The 17,524-nt window shown below is 70.4% G+C and carries 13 protein-coding genes and 1 pseudogene; 4 read left to right on the top strand and 10 right to left on the bottom strand.

Going from position 1 to position 17,524, the window contains the following annotated elements:
* Together ACFVS8_RS06780 and ACFVS8_RS06775 are read right to left on the bottom strand one after the other, a co-directional pair.
* Positions 1-1,707: pseudogene (locus ACFVS8_RS06780) on the bottom strand (hypothetical protein); the annotation flags it as partial.
* A gap of 408 nt (positions 1,708-2,115) precedes the next feature.
* Positions 2,116-2,718 carry a hypothetical protein gene (locus ACFVS8_RS06775; protein ID WP_387059293.1) on the bottom strand — a complete coding sequence of 201 codons (603 nt, stop codon included), beginning with the start codon at positions 2,716-2,718 and terminating at the stop codon, positions 2,116-2,118.
* Between the two features lie 65 nt (positions 2,719-2,783).
* Between ACFVS8_RS06775 and ACFVS8_RS06770 the strand changes: the two genes are divergently transcribed.
* Positions 2,784-3,659, top strand: a complete 876-nt coding sequence (locus tag ACFVS8_RS06770; RefSeq protein WP_387059290.1) for an A/G-specific adenine glycosylase — start codon at positions 2,784-2,786, stop codon at positions 3,657-3,659.
* A 117-nt stretch (positions 3,660-3,776) separates the two neighbouring features.
* Here the strand turns inward: ACFVS8_RS06770 and rbfA are convergent, their stop codons facing one another.
* The 4 genes from rbfA to nusA form a co-directional block, all read right to left on the bottom strand.
* On the bottom strand, positions 3,777-4,262 hold the full coding sequence (gene rbfA / locus ACFVS8_RS06765; RefSeq protein WP_387059287.1) for a 30S ribosome-binding factor RbfA: 486 nt from the start codon (positions 4,260-4,262) through the stop codon (positions 3,777-3,779).
* Positions 4,263-4,325: 63 nt separating this feature from the next.
* Positions 4,326-7,130, bottom strand: coding sequence for a translation initiation factor IF-2 (infB, locus tag ACFVS8_RS06760; RefSeq protein ID WP_387059284.1), 2,805 nt, complete (start codon positions 7,128-7,130; stop codon positions 4,326-4,328).
* Positions 7,131-7,213: 83 nt separating this feature from the next.
* Entirely contained in the window at positions 7,214-7,477 is a 264-nt protein-coding gene (locus ACFVS8_RS06755) for a YlxR family protein (protein WP_387035077.1), read from the bottom strand.
* Positions 7,478-7,560: 83 nt separating this feature from the next.
* Positions 7,561-8,559, bottom strand: coding sequence for a transcription termination factor NusA (gene nusA, locus ACFVS8_RS06750; protein ID WP_387059281.1), 999 nt, complete (start codon positions 8,557-8,559; stop codon positions 7,561-7,563).
* Positions 8,560-8,669: 110 nt separating this feature from the next.
* Between nusA and ACFVS8_RS06745 the strand changes: the two genes are divergently transcribed.
* Together ACFVS8_RS06745 and ACFVS8_RS06740 are read left to right on the top strand one after the other, a co-directional pair.
* Entirely contained in the window at positions 8,670-10,175 is a 1,506-nt protein-coding gene (locus tag ACFVS8_RS06745; protein ID WP_387059279.1) for an alanine/glycine:cation symporter family protein, read from the top strand.
* A 136-nt stretch (positions 10,176-10,311) separates the two neighbouring features.
* Positions 10,312-11,121, top strand: coding sequence for a DUF1206 domain-containing protein (locus ACFVS8_RS06740; protein WP_387059276.1), 810 nt, complete (start codon positions 10,312-10,314; stop codon positions 11,119-11,121).
* A 41-nt stretch (positions 11,122-11,162) separates the two neighbouring features.
* Here the strand turns inward: ACFVS8_RS06740 and ACFVS8_RS06735 are convergent, their stop codons facing one another.
* The 3 genes from ACFVS8_RS06735 to ACFVS8_RS06725 all read right to left on the bottom strand — a co-directional run bounded on the left by ACFVS8_RS06735 (position 11,163) and on the right by ACFVS8_RS06725 (position 14,831).
* Entirely contained in the window at positions 11,163-12,185 is a 1,023-nt protein-coding gene (locus ACFVS8_RS06735; protein WP_387059761.1) for a TIGR00730 family Rossman fold protein, read from the bottom strand.
* A gap of 112 nt (positions 12,186-12,297) precedes the next feature.
* A complete protein-coding gene (locus tag ACFVS8_RS06730) occupies positions 12,298-14,064 on the bottom strand; it encodes a proline--tRNA ligase (protein ID WP_387059273.1) in 1,767 nt (588 codons plus the stop codon).
* 167 nt (positions 14,065-14,231) lie between these two features.
* Positions 14,232-14,831, bottom strand: a complete 600-nt coding sequence (locus tag ACFVS8_RS06725) for a PadR family transcriptional regulator (RefSeq protein ID WP_387059758.1) — start codon at positions 14,829-14,831, stop codon at positions 14,232-14,234.
* A 253-nt stretch (positions 14,832-15,084) separates the two neighbouring features.
* On the opposite strand from ACFVS8_RS06725, the gene ACFVS8_RS06720 reads away from it, so the two are divergent.
* On the top strand, positions 15,085-16,329 hold the full coding sequence (locus ACFVS8_RS06720) for an FAD-dependent oxidoreductase (protein ID WP_387059270.1): 1,245 nt from the start codon (positions 15,085-15,087) through the stop codon (positions 16,327-16,329).
* A gap of 26 nt (positions 16,330-16,355) precedes the next feature.
* Here the strand turns inward: ACFVS8_RS06720 and ispG are convergent, their stop codons facing one another.
* Entirely contained in the window at positions 16,356-17,486 is a 1,131-nt protein-coding gene (ispG, locus tag ACFVS8_RS06715; protein ID WP_387059267.1) for a flavodoxin-dependent (E)-4-hydroxy-3-methylbut-2-enyl-diphosphate synthase, read from the bottom strand.
* Positions 17,487-17,524: the final 38 nt, after the last annotated feature.

Here is a 17,524-nt window from a genome sequence, read left to right as displayed (position 1 = left end):
GAACGCGAAGCCGGGCTTCGCGGTCGCGGTCACCGTGATGACCGAACCCTCGCGCGACGACGCCCACTCGACCTGCTCGGTGCTCTCGGGAACCGTCAGCTGCTCGTTCTCGGGACCACAGGTGTCGGAGAACGACGGAACGCCCTCGAGCCCGATGACGCACGGCTCATCGTTCACGTCGAACGTCCACGACGTCTTCGTGTCCGCCGGGAACGCGAAGCCGGGCTTCGCGGTCGCGGTCACCGTGATGACCGAACCCTCGCGCGACGACGCCCACTCGACCTGCTCGGTGCTCTCGGGAACCGTCAGCTCCTCGTTCGCCGGACCGCAGGTGTCGGAGAACGACGGAACGCCCTGCAGGGCGATCTCGCACGGAGCGTCGTCGATCGGGTAGACCCACTCGGTCTGCGCGCCGACGGGCAGCACGTAGCCGGGCTTCGCTGCGAGCTTCACCGTGATCGACGTCGCAGTGTAGGTCGTGGTCCAGTCGAGCGTGTACGTGTCGACCGGCTCGGTGAACACCTCGTTGTCGGGACCGCACGTGTCGGAGAAGGCGGGAGCCGGAGGTGCGGGCACCTCGGTCGGCGGCTTGGTGCAGTCGGGGTACTGGAGCAGCGACTGGTCGCCCTTGGCGGGCACGGTCTTCTGGACCGGGAAGATGATCCACCAGTCCGTGTACGTGAACGTGGGGTAGATGTCCTTCGCGTGCGTGTCGTGCTTGCCGCTGAGGAACGACTTGACCGAGATGGTCTCCTTGTCGTACCCGTTCGTCGCGTCCCAGTGGCACACCGTCACGGCGTCACCGCAGTCGACCTTGCCCTGCCAGTGGTAGTTGGTGCCGCCGACCTGCACCCAGACGACCGACCAGACGTCGGGGTCCGGCCACTTCGGGTGCTGGTCGAAGGTGAACACCTTCGTGCCCGACCAGGTGCCGGTGTTGTTGTGGAAGTTGAGCGTGAGCTCCTTCCCGTCGGCGATGACGCGCACGTTGACGTCATTGGCCTGTCCCGCGGGGATGTTCGACGGGTAGACGACCGTCAGCGCCTTGCAGGTCGGTGCCGCGTACTCCCAGTTCCAGTCGAACGGCTTCGCGCAGTCGGCGTACTGGAGCAGGCTCTGGTCGCCCTTCGCGGGCACATTGACCGGGTAGCCGTTCTTCTTGTAGCTGAAGGCCGGGTAGATGTCCTTCGCGTGGTCGATGTGCCCCGAGTTCACGAAGGCGTTGATCGACGTCGTGATCTTGTTGTAGGGGTTCGTGTCGCTCGAGGTCGCGTGGCAGTACGTGATCTTGTTGGAGTCGGTGTCGCAGTCGCCCTTGAGGCCCTCGATGCGGCCGTCGGACCCCTTGCCGTAGTTGTCGCTCCACTTGGTGTACGCGTACACCCAGGGTCCGTTGCCCACGGTCGATCCGGGCAGCGACTCGGTGCCGAGCGTCAGCGTCGTGTTGCCCGACGAGGTGATCGGCCCGCGGTCCATGCCGTTGGCACTGCTCGGCGTGCCGGTGAACGAGGTCGTGCCGACCTTCCACTTCGTCGTGCCGGTGAGGCCGTTGCCGACCTGCGTGAGCGCGAGCGTGTAGGTGACGTCGTACTGGCCGGTCGTCGTGTTGCAGACCGCATTCGCCTTGAGGTCGCCGGTGTGCGCCGACGCGGGTGCGGCCGTGCCCACGACGGCGAGTCCGCCGGCGAGCGCGAGGGTGGTCAGCACTGAGGCGACGCGCCGCCACAGGCTCGGTGAGTCGGGGCGAGTGCGTGCGCGGCGTGCGCGCAGGGCACCTCGGACCGAACCTCGGGGGTTGGGCATTCGGGTTCTCCATCGATCGAACCGGCGTCGGCGAACCCGCGAAGAGCCGCGGGGCGCGCGCGACAGCACGCCATCGACCGCCGCACCTGGGTGGGCGCAGCGGGAGAATCGGGTCTTCGGATGGTGCGGGTGGGGCTCACGCAGCCGGGGGCAAAGGGCTGTGAACTTTCAGTATGGCCTCTTCGCCGCGCCCACGTCCACCGAGCGGCGCGCCTTGGCCGACTTGTCCCCCAAAATGGGGTCTTTCGGCGCTATTCCGGGGTGCTTCCAGCGCTGATCCGCCGTCGCCGCTGACGTCGGCGGATGCCGCCGTCAGCCGTGTTCGACCGCCGCGAGGCGCGGGTGCGACGGGTCGCGGTCGTCGACGACGACGGCATCGCCTAAGCGCGGGTCGGCCTCGGCGTAGGCGAGCACGTCGGCCGGGTCGACCGGATCGCCGTCGAGCACGATCGGCACGTCCCACAGCTCCGCGAGACGCGGACGCAGCACGAACCGGCCGTCGAGCACCAGGATCGCGTCGGCCGGGCCCGTGATCCACTTCGGCTGCACCCAGGCGTCGCGGGCCGGATCGAACACCGCGGTCACGAACGCCGTCGACCCGCCCATGCGGAACGGCTCGACGAGCACCCGCCGGAGCGCCGACTCGTCGAACCCGTACCGGAAGTACCGCTCCGGCGTGTCGTCGCCGAAGGCGTCCTGCGCGTCGCGCGAGCGATGGAAGTCCTCCATGCTCGCCCGGAACACGCGATGCCCGCGCTCGCGCAGCACGGCCGCCAGATCGTCGCCGAAGGCGGTCTTGCCGCTCCGGAGGGGTCCGTCGATCGCCACGATCATGCGCCCGCGCCCGTACCGGCGCAGGATCGCGCCGGCGAGTTCGCGGAGGAAGCTCACCCGAGGCGTCGTCACCAGCTGCATGCGCTCATGGTAGCCGCGCGGCCTGTCGGAGACATCCGTGATCCTAGGCTTGGAGGATGCCCGCCATGCCCCGAACCCTCGCCGAGGGCCTGAACGACTGGTTCGCGGATGCCGCGCGCCCGCTGCCGTGGCGAGCCGCCGACGTCTCGCCGTGGGCTGTGCTCGTGAGCGAGTTCATGCTGCAGCAGACGCAGGTCGCTCGCGTGGTGCCCCGGTGGGAGGCGTGGATCGAGCGCTGGCCGACCCCCGCGGCGATGGCCGCCGCTCCCCCGTCGGAAGCGGTGCGCGCGTGGGACCGGCTCGGGTACCCGCGCCGCGCGCTGTGGCTGCACGCCGCGGCGACCGAGATCGTCGAGCGCCACGGCGGCGAGGTGCCGGTCGATCTCGACGACCTGCTCGCGCTGAAGGGCGTCGGCCCCTACACCGCTCGAGCGATCGCGGCCTTCGCGTTCGGTGCGCGGCACCCGGTGGTCGACACGAACACACGTCGCGTGATCGCACGCGCGGTGCTCGGCCAGGGCCATCCCGGTCCCCCGTCGACCGCGCGCGACCTCGCGGCCATGGAGACGCTGCTTCCCGGGTCGGATGCCGCGGCGCGCGTGTTCAACGCGGCCGCGATGGAGCTCGGGGCGACCGTCTGCACGGCTCGCGCGCCGCGCTGCGACGAGTGCCCGATCGTCGCGCAGTGCGCCTGGGTGCTCGCCGGACGGCCGGAGTACGACGGTCCGCGCACCGCGAGGCAGGCGCGCTTCGAGGGGTCCGACCGGCAGGTGCGCGGACTCGTCATGCGCGAGCTGCGCGGAGCCCACCGACCGCTCGCACGGGCCGACCTCGCCGACGTGTGGGCCGACGCCGCGCAGCTCGACCGCGCGATCGAGACGCTCGTGGGCGACGGGCTGGCCGTGTTCGACGGCGACGGGTTCGCACTGCCTGAGTCCTGAGCGCCGCAACCCCGAGCGCTGTGCGTCACCCCGGCGCGCTGTGCGCGTCGCCCCGGCGCGCGAACGACGACGGGCGCGCATCCTCGTGGATGCGCGCCCGTCGTTCGGGAGGCCGGCTCAGCGCGCCGAGGCCGCCTCGTCGTCTTCGAGGTCGTCGTCGTCGAACTCGGCGTCGACGTCGGCCTCGCGCGGCTTGACGTACGGGTCGGCGTCGCCGGCGTACTCGGCCGTGCTCGCGAGCGCCTCGGTCTCGGCATCGCGCGCACGCGCCTCGCGGAGCAGTGCGGCGATGTGGTCGGCGTTCTCGGGGATCGCGTCGAGGATGAACTCGAGCGTCGGCGTCAGCCGTGCGGTGATGTTGCGCCCCACCTCGGAGCGCAACATGCCGGTCGCGGCCTTCAGCGCGGCCGCCGAGTCGCGACGCTCCTCATCGGTGCCGTAGACGGTGTAGAAGATGCTCGCGTGCTGGAGGTCGCCCGTGACGCGCACGTCGGTGATCGTCACGAAGCCGAGGCGAGGGTCGCGAAGGCCCTTGTCGAGGCGACGGGCGACGATCTCCTTGATGCGGTCGGCCATCTTGCGGGCGCGTGCCGGATCTGCCATGGATCGGTTCCCTTCGGGTGGGTCGAAGGCGGGGCGGCGGCCAGGCCGCCGCCCCGCTCACGACTACGCGCGAGGCTTCTCGCGCAGCTCGGTCGTCTCGATCTCGTCGCCGACCTGGATGTCGTTGTACTTGCCGAGGCCGATACCGGCTTCGAAGTCGGTGCGCACCTCGGTGACGTCGTCCTTGAAGCGGCGCAGCGACTCGATGGCGAGGCCATCGGCGATGACGACACCGTCGCGGATGACGCGTGCCTTGGCGTTTCGCGTGATCGTTCCCGACCGCACGATGACACCGGCGATGTTGCCGAACTTCGAGGAGCGGAACACCTCGCGGATCTCGGCGACACCCGACTGCACCTCTTCGAACTCGGGCTTGAGCATGCCCTTGAGCGAGTTCTCGATGTCGTCGATCGCGTTGTAGATGACCGAGTAGAAGCGCACGTCGACGCCCTCGCGGGCGGCGCGCTCGCGCGCCTTGACGTCGGGGCGCACGTTGAACCCGATGACGATCGCGTTGTCGATCGTCGCGAGGTCGATGTCGGACTCGGTGATCGCACCCACACCGCGGTGGAGGATGCGCAGCTGCACGCTGTCGTCGACCTCGATCTTCATGAGCGACTCTTCGAGCGCCTCGACGGCACCCGACACGTCGCCCTTGATGATGAGGTTGAGCGCCTCGACCTTGCCCTCTTCGAGCGCACGGGTGAAGTCCTCGAGCGAGATGCGCTTGCGCGCCTTGGCGAGCTGCGCGTTGCGCTCGGCGGCTTCGCGCTTCTCGGCGATCTGACGGGCGGTGCGGTCCTCCTCGGTGACGAGGAAGGTGTCGCCCGCTCGCGGGACGCTCGAGAGGCCCTGCACCTGCACGGGGCGCGACGGGGTCGCGGCCAGCACGGGGTCGCCGTTCTCGTCGGCCATCGCACGGACGCGGCCGTAGGCCGTGCCCGCGACGATCGCATCGCCGACGCGCAGCGTTCCGGACTGGATGAGCACCGTCGCGACCGCACCGCGGCCCTTGTCGAGCTTCGCCTCGATCGCGACGCCGCGCGCGTCCTTGTTGGGGTTCGCGCGCAGGTCGAGACCCGCGTCGGCGGTCAGGAGCACTGCGTCGAGCAGGTCCTGGATGCCGATGTTGTTGCGGGCCGAGACGTCGACGAACATGACGTCGCCGCCGTACTCCTCGGCGACGAGGCCGAACTCGGTGAGCTGCTGGCGCACCTTGGCCGGGTTGGCGTCTTCCTTGTCGATCTTGTTGACGGCGACCACGATCGGCACGTTGGCCGACTGCGCGTGGTTCAGCGCCTCGATCGTCTGGGGCATGATGCCGTCGTCGGCCGCGACCACGAGGATCGCGATGTCGGTCACCTGCGCACCACGCGCACGCATGGCGGTGAACGCCTCGTGACCCGGGGTGTCGATGAAGGTGATCGCACGCTCGATGCCCTCGTGCTCGGTGTGCACCTGGTACGCACCGATGTGCTGCGTGATGCCGCCGGCCTCGCCCGCGACGACGTTGGCGTTGCGGATCGCGTCGAGGAGTCGGGTCTTACCGTGGTCGACGTGGCCCATGACGGTCACGACCGGCGGACGCTGCTCGAGCACGTCGTCGCCCTCGTCTTCGAGCTCGGCATCGAGGTCGATGTCGAAGCCCTCGAGGAGCTCCTTGTCCTCGTCTTCGGGCGAGACGACCTGCACCTTGTAGCCGAGCTCGGCGCCCAGCACCTCGAAGGTGGCCTCGTCGAGCGACTCGGTCGCCGTGGCCATCTCACCGAGGTGGAAGAGCACGGTGACGAGCGAACCGGGGTTCGCGTCGATCTTGTCGGCGAAGTCGGAGATGGAGGAACCGCGACGCAGGCGGATGACGGTGTTGCCGTCGCCGCGGGGCACGCTCACGCCGCCGAGCGACGGAGCCTCCCGCATCTCGAATTCCTGCCGCTTCGTGCGCTTCGACTTGCGGGCCTTGCTCTTGCCGCCGCCGCGACCGAACGCGCCGGCCGTGCCGCCGCCGGGGCCGCGACCGCGACCGCCGCCGCCCGCCGGACGCGGGCCGCCGAAGCCGCCTGCACCGGGAGCGCCGCCGCCGGGGCGCTGGAAGCCGCCGCCGCCGGGACGTGCGCCGGCACCGGCGCCTGCGCCGCCGGGGCGCTGGAAGCCGCCGGGGCGACCGCCTGCGCCGGCCGGACGCGGGGCGCCCGGACGGGGCGAGCCCGGACGGGGCGCCTGCGGGCGCGGGATGTTGCCGGGGCTCGGGCGCTGGCCCATGCCCTGCGCGCTCGCGAAGGGGTTGTTGCCGGGGCGCGGGGCGGCCGGCTTCTGGCCCATGCCCTGCGCGCTCGCGAAGGGGTTGTTGCCGGGGCGCGGGGCTCCGGGGCGCGGTGCCGAACCGCCGGGCTTGGGCGCCGAGCCACCGGGCTTCGGCGCGGAGCCGGGCTTTGCGACGTCGGATGCCGCTGCGGCGGGCGCTTCGGCGGCCGCGGCCTTCTCGGCGGCCGCGTGCGCGGCGCGCTCCTCGGCCTGGGCCTGGCGCTCGGCCACGGTGAGCGGCGCGTCGGCGGGCGCGGCAGCGGCCGGCGTCTCGGCCGGAGCGGCGGGCGCGGGTGCTGCAGCGGGCTTCGGGGCCGGCTTCGGGCCGGGCTTCGCCGACGTCGGACGGGCCGGCGCGGCGGGGGTCGCTGCAGCGGCGGGGGCGGCGTCCTTCGCCGCGGCGCCCGCTGCTTCGAGCGCGGCCTTCAGGCGGCGCGCGACCGGGGGTTCGATGGACGACGAGGGTCCCTTGACGTACTCGCCCATCTCCTTGAGCTTCTCAAGGGCGATCTTGCTGTCGACACCGAGTTCGGATGCGATCTCGTGTACGCGTGGTTTGGCAGCCACTTCTCTCCTGTTCCGGGTCCGACCCCGGACAGGGGCGAACCATCAATGGCGGACGGGACTCATTTCGAGCCGCTCATCAGTTGTCACTCATTGGTCATCACTTGTGGGTTCAGCCTGTTCTCTACGTTTCCGGTGTCCACCTCGCCGCGAATGCGGAGCGCTCGCCCGAAGGCGCGCTTCCGAACGGCGAGCCGGTAGCACTCGGGTGTCGGATGCAGCCACGCACCCCTGCCCGGAAGCACGGCCATGACATCGGCCACGACGTGGGAGTTCTGGGAGACGACCCTCAGAAGTGAGGATCGAGGAGCGCGCGAACGGCATCCGATGCACGTTCTGACGGGTTCCATCCTACACCTCCGAGGCTGGGCGCCCACCGACGCCGAGAGCGGGCACGTCGGAGCCGATCGCGCGGACCGGCCCCGACGCCCGATCAGTTCGACTCGAGGACCGAGTCGGGCTGGATGTCGATCTTGGCGCCCGTGAGCTTCGCGGCCAGGCGGGCGTTCTGCCCCTCCTTGCCGATCGCGAGCGACAGCTGGTAGTCGGGCACGAGCGCGCGCACCGCGCGCGTCGCCTCGTCGATGACGAAGGCGCTCGTGACCTTGGCGGGCGAGAGCGCGCTGGCGACGAAGGTCGCGAGGTCGTCGGAGTAGTCGACGATGTCGATCTTCTCGGCACCGAGCTCGGCGGTGACCGCGCGAACGCGCTGGCCGAGCTCGCCGATGGCGGCGCCCTTGGCGTTGATGCCGGGCTGGTTGGCGCGCACCGCGATCTTGGTGCGGTGACCGGCCTCACGGGCGAGCGAGACGATCTCGACCACGCCGTTGGCGATCTCGGGCACCTCGAGTGCGAAGAGCTTGCGCACGAGCGCGGGGTGCGTGCGCGACACCGTGATCGAGGGCCCCTTGGCGCCCTTCGCCACGCTCGTCACGTAGACGCGGATGCGCTGGCCGTGCGGGTACTCCTCGCCGGGCACCTGCTCCTCGGGCGGCAGGATCGCCTCGACGGTGCCGAGGTCGATGTGGATCATGCGCGGGTTCGGACCCTGCTGGATGATGCCGGCGACGATGTCGCCCTCCCGACCGCGGAACTCGCCGAGCACCGCGTCGTCGGCCAGGTCGCGAAGCCGCTGGTTGATGACCTGCTTCGCCGCGAAGGCCGCGATGCGGCCGAAGTCGCTCGGGCTGTCTTCGGCCTCGCCGATGACGTTGCCCTCGTCGTCGAGCTCGGGAACGTAGACCGACACGTGGCCGGTCTTGCGGTCGAGCTCCGCACGCGCGCCCTCGGGGTTCGCGTGCCCGTGCTGGCCGGGGTTCGTGTGCTTCAGGTAGGCCATGAGAATGGCCTGTTCGATGATCTGCACCAGTTCGTCGAACGGGATCTCCTTCTCGCGCTCCATCATGCGAAGCACGCTGAGGTCGATATCCATCGCCGGCCTCCTCTATTCAGCTCTCAGTGCCGCTCCCCACGTGCGGGCGACTCTCTAGATTAGCGGATGTCGCGACCGCGCGACATCCATGCGACTGGCATGCTGACGGCATGGATGCCGTCAACGAGTTCGTCCTCGCCTCCGGTGATCTGCTCTGGAGCTGGATCGTGCTGCCGCTCGTGGTGGTGCTCGGCCTGTACTTCACGTTCCGCTCGGGCGTGGTGCAGTTCCGCCTCATCCCCGAGATGTTCCGCACGCTGACCGACAAGACCCCGCGCGACGAGTCGGGCGAGCCGCAGTCGGTCTCCGCGTTCCAGGCGTTCACGATCTCGGCGGCGTCCCGAGTCGGCGTCGGCAACATCGCGGGCGTCGGCACGGCGATCGCGATCGGCGGCCCCGGCGCGATCTTCTGGATGTGGCTCATGGCGTTCGTCGGCGGGGCGTCGAGCTTCGTCGAGTCCACGCTCGGGCAGACGTTCAAGGTGCGCGACGCCGACGGGTTCCGCGGCGGCCCGGCGTACTACATCGAGCGCGGCCTCAAGGCCCGCTGGGCCGGCGTCCTGTTCTCGGTCATCCTGATCGTCTGCTTCCCGTTCGCGTTCTCGTCGCTGCAGGCGAACACGATCAGCGCGACGGTGTCGTCGACGGTCGCACCCGACGGCGGCGCGACGTGGATCCCGTGGGTCGTGGGGGTGGTGCTCGCGGCGCTCACGGCGCTCGTCGTGTTCGGCGGCGTGCGACGCATCGCGTCGGTGACGCAGGCGGTGGTGCCACTCATGGCGCTCATCTACCTGCTCATCGGCCTCGTGATCGTCGCGATGAACATCACCAGGCTCCCCGAGGTCTTCGCCTCGATCTTCACGCAGGCGTTCGGCTTCAACGAGGTCGTCGGCGCGACGATCGGCACCATCATCCTGACCGGGGTCAAGCGCGGCATGTTCTCGAACGAGGCCGGCCTCGGCTCGGCGCCGAACGCCGGTGCGAGCGCGGCCGTGACGCACCCGGTCAAGCAGGGCCTGGTGCAGACGCTCGGCGTCTACTTCGACACGTTCCTGATCTGCTCGATCACGGCCTTCATCATCCTCGTCTCGGACCCCGACCTCGAGAACGCGACACGGGGTATCGGGCTCACCCAGGACGCGATCGTCGCGAACCTCGGCTCGTGGTCGAGCATCCTGCTCTCGATCGTGATCTTCCTGCTGGCGTTCAGCTCGATCCTCGGCAACTACTACTACGGGGAGTCGAACATCGAGTTCATCACCCCGCGGCGCGGGGTGCTGACCGCGTACCGCAGCCTCGTCGTGCTCGCGATCCTCGTCGGCTCGGTCGCCGGCGCCGACCTCATCTGGAACTTCGCCGACGGCATCATGGGCCTCATGGCGGTCGTCAACCTGATCGCGATCGCGCTGCTCTCGGGCATCGCGTTCACGCTCCTCCGCGACTACACGCATCAGCGGCGGCAGGGCCGCGACCCCGTCTTCACGCGCGACCTGCTGCCCGGCGTCAGCGGCATCGAGTGCTGGGTCGACGAGGCATCCGTCACCGGTCCCATCGACCTCCAGACGTCGAAGCGCCAGTCGTCGAAGCACCGCGACCACCTGCACCACGACGACTGACCTCGGAGCCTCCGACGAACACTCTGGCCGCCGATGAGCAGTCGCGCGGCGATCGCGGCCCGGTGGCCCCATATCCGCACCGGAGGGGCGGCGCAAGGGGCCGCGATCGAGCCGATGCCGTCGTTACGCTGTGCCGATGAGTTCCGACACCCTGAAGTCGACCGCGAGCGCGGCCCGGCAATCCCGTGCGTTCCGTCTCCTGGCCCGATCCGGCTTCGCCGTGCTCGGCCTCGTGCACGTCGTGATCGGTGCGATCGCGATCTCAGTGGCGATCGGCGCCGGCGGCGGCGAAGCCGACCAGAGCGGCGCCATGCAGCAGATCGCACGCGTGCCGTTCGGCATCGTGGTGCTCTGGGCGATCGTGCTCGGACTCGCGGCGCTCGGGGTGTGGCAGGTGGCCGAGGCCCTCCTCGTGCAGGAACCCGACGCGAAGAAGAAGTGGGGCAATCGCGTCAAGGAGCTCGGCACCGCGCTGGCCTACTTCGCGACCGGCGCGACGGCGCTCGTCTTCGCCCTCGGCGGCAGCTCCGACTCGTCCGAGTCCTCGACCTCGCTGAGTGCCACGCTGCTCGCCACCCCCGGCGGCGTGTTCCTGCTCGTGCTGATCGGGCTCGTGGTCATCGGCATCGGCATCGGCTTCGTCGTGAGCGGCGTCCGCAAGACCTTCGAGAAGCAGGTGTCGCTTCCGGCTGGGGCGGTCGGCCGCGGCATCCGCACGCTCGGCGTCGTCGGGTACCTCGCGAAGGGCATCGTGCTCGGCGTGGTCGGCGTGCTGTTCGTCGTCGCCGCGCTCACGCACGATCCCGAGCAGGCCGGCGGCATCGACGCCGCGCTGAAGAGCCTGGCCGCGCTCCCGTTCGGCCAGGTGATCCTCTGGCTCGTCGGCGCCGGGCTCATCGTCTACGGCGCCTACTGCTTCGCGCGCGCGCGCTACGCCAAGGTGTGAGCGAAGGCGCGTGGGCGGGCGACCGCTCGCCGACGCGACGACTACACGCTCGGCGGCGTGGCCGCGCCCGGGGCCGACGCCAACCCGTTGATCGCCCGGATCAGGCGATGCAGGTCGCCCACCCGGTGCCGATCGAGCCGGAGCACGAGCCGGGCCTTGTCGAGCGCATCGTGATCGCTGCGCTCGGGCCCGAGCGGGCCGGTTCGTTCGATGCGGCCCGATGCGGCGAGCTGCCCGAACTCCGCGTTCAGCGCCTCGACCTCGGCGTCGCCCGGCTCCGCGTTCAGGCGCAGCACGAGACGGTCGCCGACCCACCGCAGCGAGTCGTAGTTGCGCCAGAATCCCGTGATCTCGGCGACGGCGACCTCGACCGAGTCGGTGATCACCACGCGATCGAGGTCATCGGGCGCGATGAATCCGCCCCCGCCGAGTTCTGCGTCCACGAAGGCGCCGAGCGCGCTCCAGTACGTACCGCCGGGCGCGTCGAGCAGCACGATCGGCACGGGTTCGGCCTTGCCGGTCTGCTGCAGCGTGAGCAGTTCGAACGTCTCGTCGAGCGTGCCGAACCCTCCGGGCAGGCAGACGAAGCCCTTGGACTCCTTCACCAGCATCAGCTTGCGGGTGAAGAAGTACTTCATCGCCACCCGGTTCGGCTCGGCGAGGGACGGCACGGGGCCCTCCTCGAACGGCAGCCGGATCGAGACGCCCAACGACTGCCTCGGACCGGCACCCGATCCCGCGGCCTCCATGATCCCCGGCCCGGCACCGGTGACGACCATCCACCCGTCGCGGGCGAGCGCTGCCGCGACCTGGTTCGCCTGCCGGTAGCCGGGATCGGTCGGACCGGTGCGCGCCGAGCCGAAGACCGTGACCTTCGGCACGTCGTCGTAGGGCGCGAAGAGGCGGAACGCGTGGCGCATCTCCTCGAGTGCGGCCGCGGTGATCTTCAGGTCGAGGCGGTCGGTGCCGTCGAGCCCGAGATGCACGCCCGCGGCGAGGATCCGTTCGATGAGCGCACGACTGCGCCCCGTCGCGGATGCCTCGCGCGCGAGCTGCTCGATCATCGCCTCCTGCTGCGGCGGAAGCGGTTCCCGCCCGCTCCCCGGCATCGTCTCGCTCATGCGGCCAGCCTCGCACACCCTCGTGCGGGCGGCCGCACCGCGAGCGGCCGGGGCGCTACGCCGTGAGCTGCGCGACCGCGTCGACGGCCGAGAGCGTCTGGCGCTCGCCCGTGCGGCGGTCCCAGAGCTCGACCTCGCCGTCGGCCGCGCCGCGACCCACGATGAGGATGCGCGGTACGCCGATGAGCTCGGCGTCACCGAACTTCACGCCGGGCGAGACCTTCGGGCGGTCGTCGTAGAGCACGTCGAGGCGCGCGGCCTCGAGCTCGCCCGAGAGCCGCTCGGCGAGGTCGAAGGCGACCTGGTCGCGGCCCGTGGCGACCACGTGCACGTCGAACGGCGCGATCGAGGCCGGCCACACGAGGCCCTTCTCGTCGTTGTTGCCCTCGGCGATGATCGCGAGGATGCGCGTGACGCCGATGCCGTACGAGCCCATCGTGACGGTCGCGAGCTTGCCGTTCTCGTCGAGCACCTTGAGCCCCAGCACCTCGGCGTACTTGCGACCGAGCTGGAAGACGTGGCCGATCTCCATGCCGCGGGCGAGCTCGACCGGGCCCGACCCGTCGGGGGCGGGGTCGCCGGCGCGCACGTTCGACGCCTCGATCGTGCCGTCGGCGACGAAGTCGCGACCGGCGACGAGTCCGAAGACGTGCTTCTGGTCGATGTTCGCGCCCGTGATCCACTCGGTGCCGTCGACGACGCGAGGGTCGACGAGGAACCGGATGCCGGTGCTCGACTCCTCGCCGAGCACGGCGCCCTCGGGCGACCACGGTCCGATGTAGCCCTTCACGAGGCCGGGGTGCTTGGCGAAGTCGGCCTCGGTCGCGGGCTCGACCTCTGCGGGCGCGAACGCGACCTCGACGCGCTTCATCTCGATGTCGCGGTCGCCGGGCAGGCCGACGACGACGATCTCGCGGGTGCCGTCGAGGTGCGTGAGCGCCAGCACGACGTTCTTCAGGGTGTCGGCCGCGGTCCAGTCGCGGCCGTCGGGCCGGGGGTTGTTCGCGTTGGCGAGGTCGACGAGGGTCGCGATCGTGGGCGTGTTCGGCGAGTCGAACACCTCGGCCTCGGGAAGTCCCTCGATCGTGGTCGCCTCGGGCACGACGGTCGTGAAGGCCTCGACGTTCGCGGCGTAGCCGCCGGCCGAGCGCACGAACGTGTCTTCGCCGACGGGCGTCGGGTGCAGGAACTCCTCGCTCTTCGAGCCGCCCATCGCACCGGCATCCGCCTTGACGATGACGTACTCGAGGCCGAGCCGGGCGAAGATGCGCTCGTAGGCGTCGCGCTGCGCCTGGTAGCTCGCGTCGAGCCCCTCGTCGGAGACGTCGAACGAGTAGGCGTCCTTCATGGTGAACTCGCGGCCCCGCAGGAGGCCGGCGCGGGGGCGCGCCTCATCGCGGTACTTGTCCTGGATCTGGTAGATCGACAGGGGCAGGTCCTTGTAGGAGTTGTAGAGGTCCTTCACGAGCAGCGTGAAGACCTCCTCGTGCGTGGGCGCGAGCAGGTAGTCGGCGCCCTTGCGGTCCTGGAGACGGAACAGGCCGTCGCCGTACTCGGTCCACCGGTTCGTCGCCTCGTAGGGCTCCCGGGGCAGCAGCGCCGGGAAGTGCACCTCGTGCGCGCCCGCGTTCGTCATCTCTTCACGGATGATCTGCTCGATCTTCGCCTTCACCCGGAGGCCCAGCGGCAGCCACGCGAACACGCCCGGCGCCTGGCGGCGGATGTAGCCGGCGCGCACGAGCAGCTTGTGGCTCGCGACCTCGGCATCGGAGGGGTCTTCACGGAGCGTTCGGAGGAAGTAGTTGGAGAGGCGTGTGAGCACCAGACGATTCTAGTGAGAGTCGGATGCCGCGACCGAAACCGTGCTGCGACGGCGGTGGCGGCGGCCGCGCGGTGCGACACGCCGGGCGAGGGGCAGGCGCCGCGCCCGGAGACGCCGATGCGCGGCGACCCGATGGGGCCGCCGCGCATCGCGGGATCGCGCCGGTCCTACTGCTCGGCCAGGATCAGGTAGAGCGCCTTGCGCGTCTCGTCGAGCTTCGCGGTCGCCGCCGCACGCTGCTCGTCGGTCGCGCCGTGCCGGAACTGGCCGACGACGCCCATGAGCTTGCCGACCGCCTGGAAGAGCTCCGTGGCGGACTCGCTGGGCTTGGGCACCGAGGCCCAGGCGCCGGCGATCTCGTCGTCGTGCTCGGCGACGTAGGTGCGACCCTCGTCGGTGAGTTCGAACTCGGTCTTGCGGCCTTCGCCGACGGCGACGATGAGGCCCTCGTCGACGAGCTGCTGCAGGGTCGGGTACACCGAGCCGGGGCTCGGGCGCCAGGCGCCCTCGGTCTTGTCGGCGACCGCCTTGATGATGGCGTAGCCGTTGCTCGGGCTCTCGGCGAGCAGCGAGAGGATCGCCGCTCGCACGTCGCCCTTCGAGCGGCGACGCCCGCCGCGGCCGCCGGGGCCGAACCCGAATCCGGGTCCGAATCCGCCGGGGCCGCCCGGGAAGTCGCCCCAGGCGCCGGGTCCGCGGTGCGGACGGCCGAAGCCGGGGTCGTGGTGGAAGCGGCCCTCGCCGCGCTGGGGGTACTGGTGGGACATCCGGTCGTGTCGACGTGCGGCACCGCGGAAGTCTGCTTCGATGAAGTGTTCGCGTGACATGTGCGAACTCCTTTCCGTTCGGTTGGAAGATGATTCACAGAAGTTCTGTGATGCGTCAACGATATATCGCTATCGACGGAAAGTCAACCGGCGACCCGACACGTCGGTCGACCGTTCCGCGGCCGGGCTATCGTTGGCGCGTGCCACGACGCCGCAGCCCCGCCGAACCGAGCCCGCGATGAGGGTGGGCGTCGTGGGCGGCGGCGCAGCCGGACTCGCGACGGCGTGGCTGCTCGACGAGGAGCACGACGTCACCCTCTTCGAACGCGACCATCGGCTGGGGGGCCACGCCGACACGCGCACGATCGACGTCGACGGGCGGCGGGTCGAGGTCGACGCCGGCTTCCAGTTCTTCTCCCCCGGCCCGGCGTACGCGACGTTCAACCGGCTGCTCGACGCCCTCGGCGTGACGCGCGAGACGTACGCCGCGACGCTCACCCTGACCGACACGCGATCGAGCCGATCGCTCGCGATGCCCCCGATGCGGGGCGGGCGCCTCGCCTGGCCCTCGCTCGCACCGGACGCGATCGGCACCCTCGTGCGTTTCCGGTCATTCCTCGACGCGCTGCCCGCGTTCCTCGACCAGCACGACACGACCGTGACCGTCGCCGAGTACCTCGAACGGGCCCGCCTGCCGAAGTCGTTCATCGACGGGTTCCTGGTGCCCCTGCTGCTCGCGTTCTGGTGCGTCGAACGCGACGAATTCCTCGATTTCGCGGCGGTGAACGCGTTCCACTACCTCGGCGTCAACGCGACGAGCGGCATGCGCGCACCCGTGCAGAGCGAGATCCCGGGCGGGCTCCGCGTCTACGTCGACGCCCTCGCGGCCTCGCTCGAGCGCACGACGGTGCGAACGGATGCCGCGGTCACCCGCATCACCCGCGCCGACGGCGCCTACCGGGTCGAGGCCCACGACGGCACCGCGCACGAGTTCGACCGGGTCGTGCTCGCCTGCAACCCGCGGCTCGCTGCAGAGCTCGTCGCAGAGCTGCCCGGACTCGAGCGCACGCGGACCCAGCTCGAACGGTTCCGCACGTTCGAGACCCGCATCGCGATCCACGGCGACGCCCGCTTCATGCCCCCGCACGAGGCATCCTGGTCGGTCGTGAACGCCAGGTGGGACGGCACGCACAGCTCGCTCACCGTGTGGAACCCGCGGCGTGGACTGCCCGTCTTCAAGAGCTGGGTGACCCACGACGGGCGCCTGCCTGATGACGTGCACGCGCTCGCGACCTACGAGCACGGCATGATCACGCCCGACTACTTCGACGCGCAGGCGAGGCTCAAAGGGCTGAACGGCGCCGACGGGCTCTGGCTCGCCGGGCTGTACATGCACGACGTCGACTCGCACGAGAGTGCCGTGAGGTCGGCCGTGACCGTCGCGCACGCGCTCGCGCCGGGAACGCCCCGTTTGCAGGCACTCCTCGGCTCGACCTGACCCGGGGCGCCGCCCGGTGCCGACGACTAGGGCGTCAGCACCTGCGGGCTGCCGACCGGGGCGTCGGCCCCCATCTCGTCGGCGATGCGGTTCGCCTCGGCGATGAGCGTGGCGACGATCTCGGCCTCGGGCACGGTCTTGATGACCTCGCCCTTGACGAAGATCTGCCCCTTGCCGTTGCCGGATGCGACGCCGAGGTCGGCCTCGCGCGCCTCGCCTGGGCCGTTCACGACGCAGCCCATGACCGCGACGCGCAGCGGCACGGTCATGCCCTCGAGCCCGTCGGTGACGTCGTTCGCGAGCTTGTAGACGTCGACCTGCGCGCGACCGCACGACGGGCACGAGACGATCTCGAGCTTGCGCTCGCGGAGGTTCAGCGACTGCAGGATCTGCAGGCCGACCTTGACCTCTTGGGCCGGCGGCGCCGAGAGCGAGACGCGGATGGTGTCGCCGATGCCCTCGCCGAGCAGGATGCCGAACGCCGTCGCCGACTTGATGGTGCCCTGGAACTCGGGGCCCGCCTCGGTGACGCCGAGGTGCAGCGGCCAGTCGCCGCGCTCGGCGAGCAGGCGGTAGGCCTTGACCATGACGATCGGGTCGTTGTGCTTGACCGAGATCTTGAAGTCGTGGAAGTCGTGCTCCTCGAAGAGCGACGCCTCCCAGACGGCCGATTCGACGAGCGCCTCGGGCGTGGCCTTGCCGTACTTCTCGAGCAGGCGGGGGTCGAGCGAACCGGCGTTGACGCCGATACGGAGCGAGACGCCGGCGGCCTTCGCGGCAGCCGCGATCTCGCCGACCTTGTCGTCGAACTTGCGGATGTTGCCAGGGTTCACGCGCACGGCGGCGCAGCCGGCGTCGATCGCCTGGAAGACGTAGTTGGGCTGGAAGTGGATGTCGGCGATGACCGGGATCTGGCTCTTCTTCGCGATGATCGGCAGCGCCTCGGCGTCGTCGCGGCTCGGAACGGCGACGCGCACGATGTCGCATCCGGATGCCGTGAGCTCGGCGATCTGCTGCAGCGTGGCGTTGATGTTCGTGGTGGGCGTGGTCGTCATCGACTGCACGCTCACGGGGGCGTCGCCGCCGACGAGCACCTTGCCCACCTTGATCTGGCGGGACTTGCGTCGCGGGGCCAGGACTTCGGGGACTTTCGGCATTCCGAGATTCACAGCAGGCACTCTGTCAGTCTAGTTCC

Origin of the sequence: Agromyces sp. NPDC058110, assembly GCF_042884735.1 — a bacterium.
Classification (GTDB): Bacteria; Actinomycetota; Actinomycetes; order Actinomycetales; family Microbacteriaceae; genus Agromyces.
The sequence above is the reverse complement of the archived record's forward strand: the minus strand, read 5'-3'. Positions and strand labels throughout refer to the sequence as shown.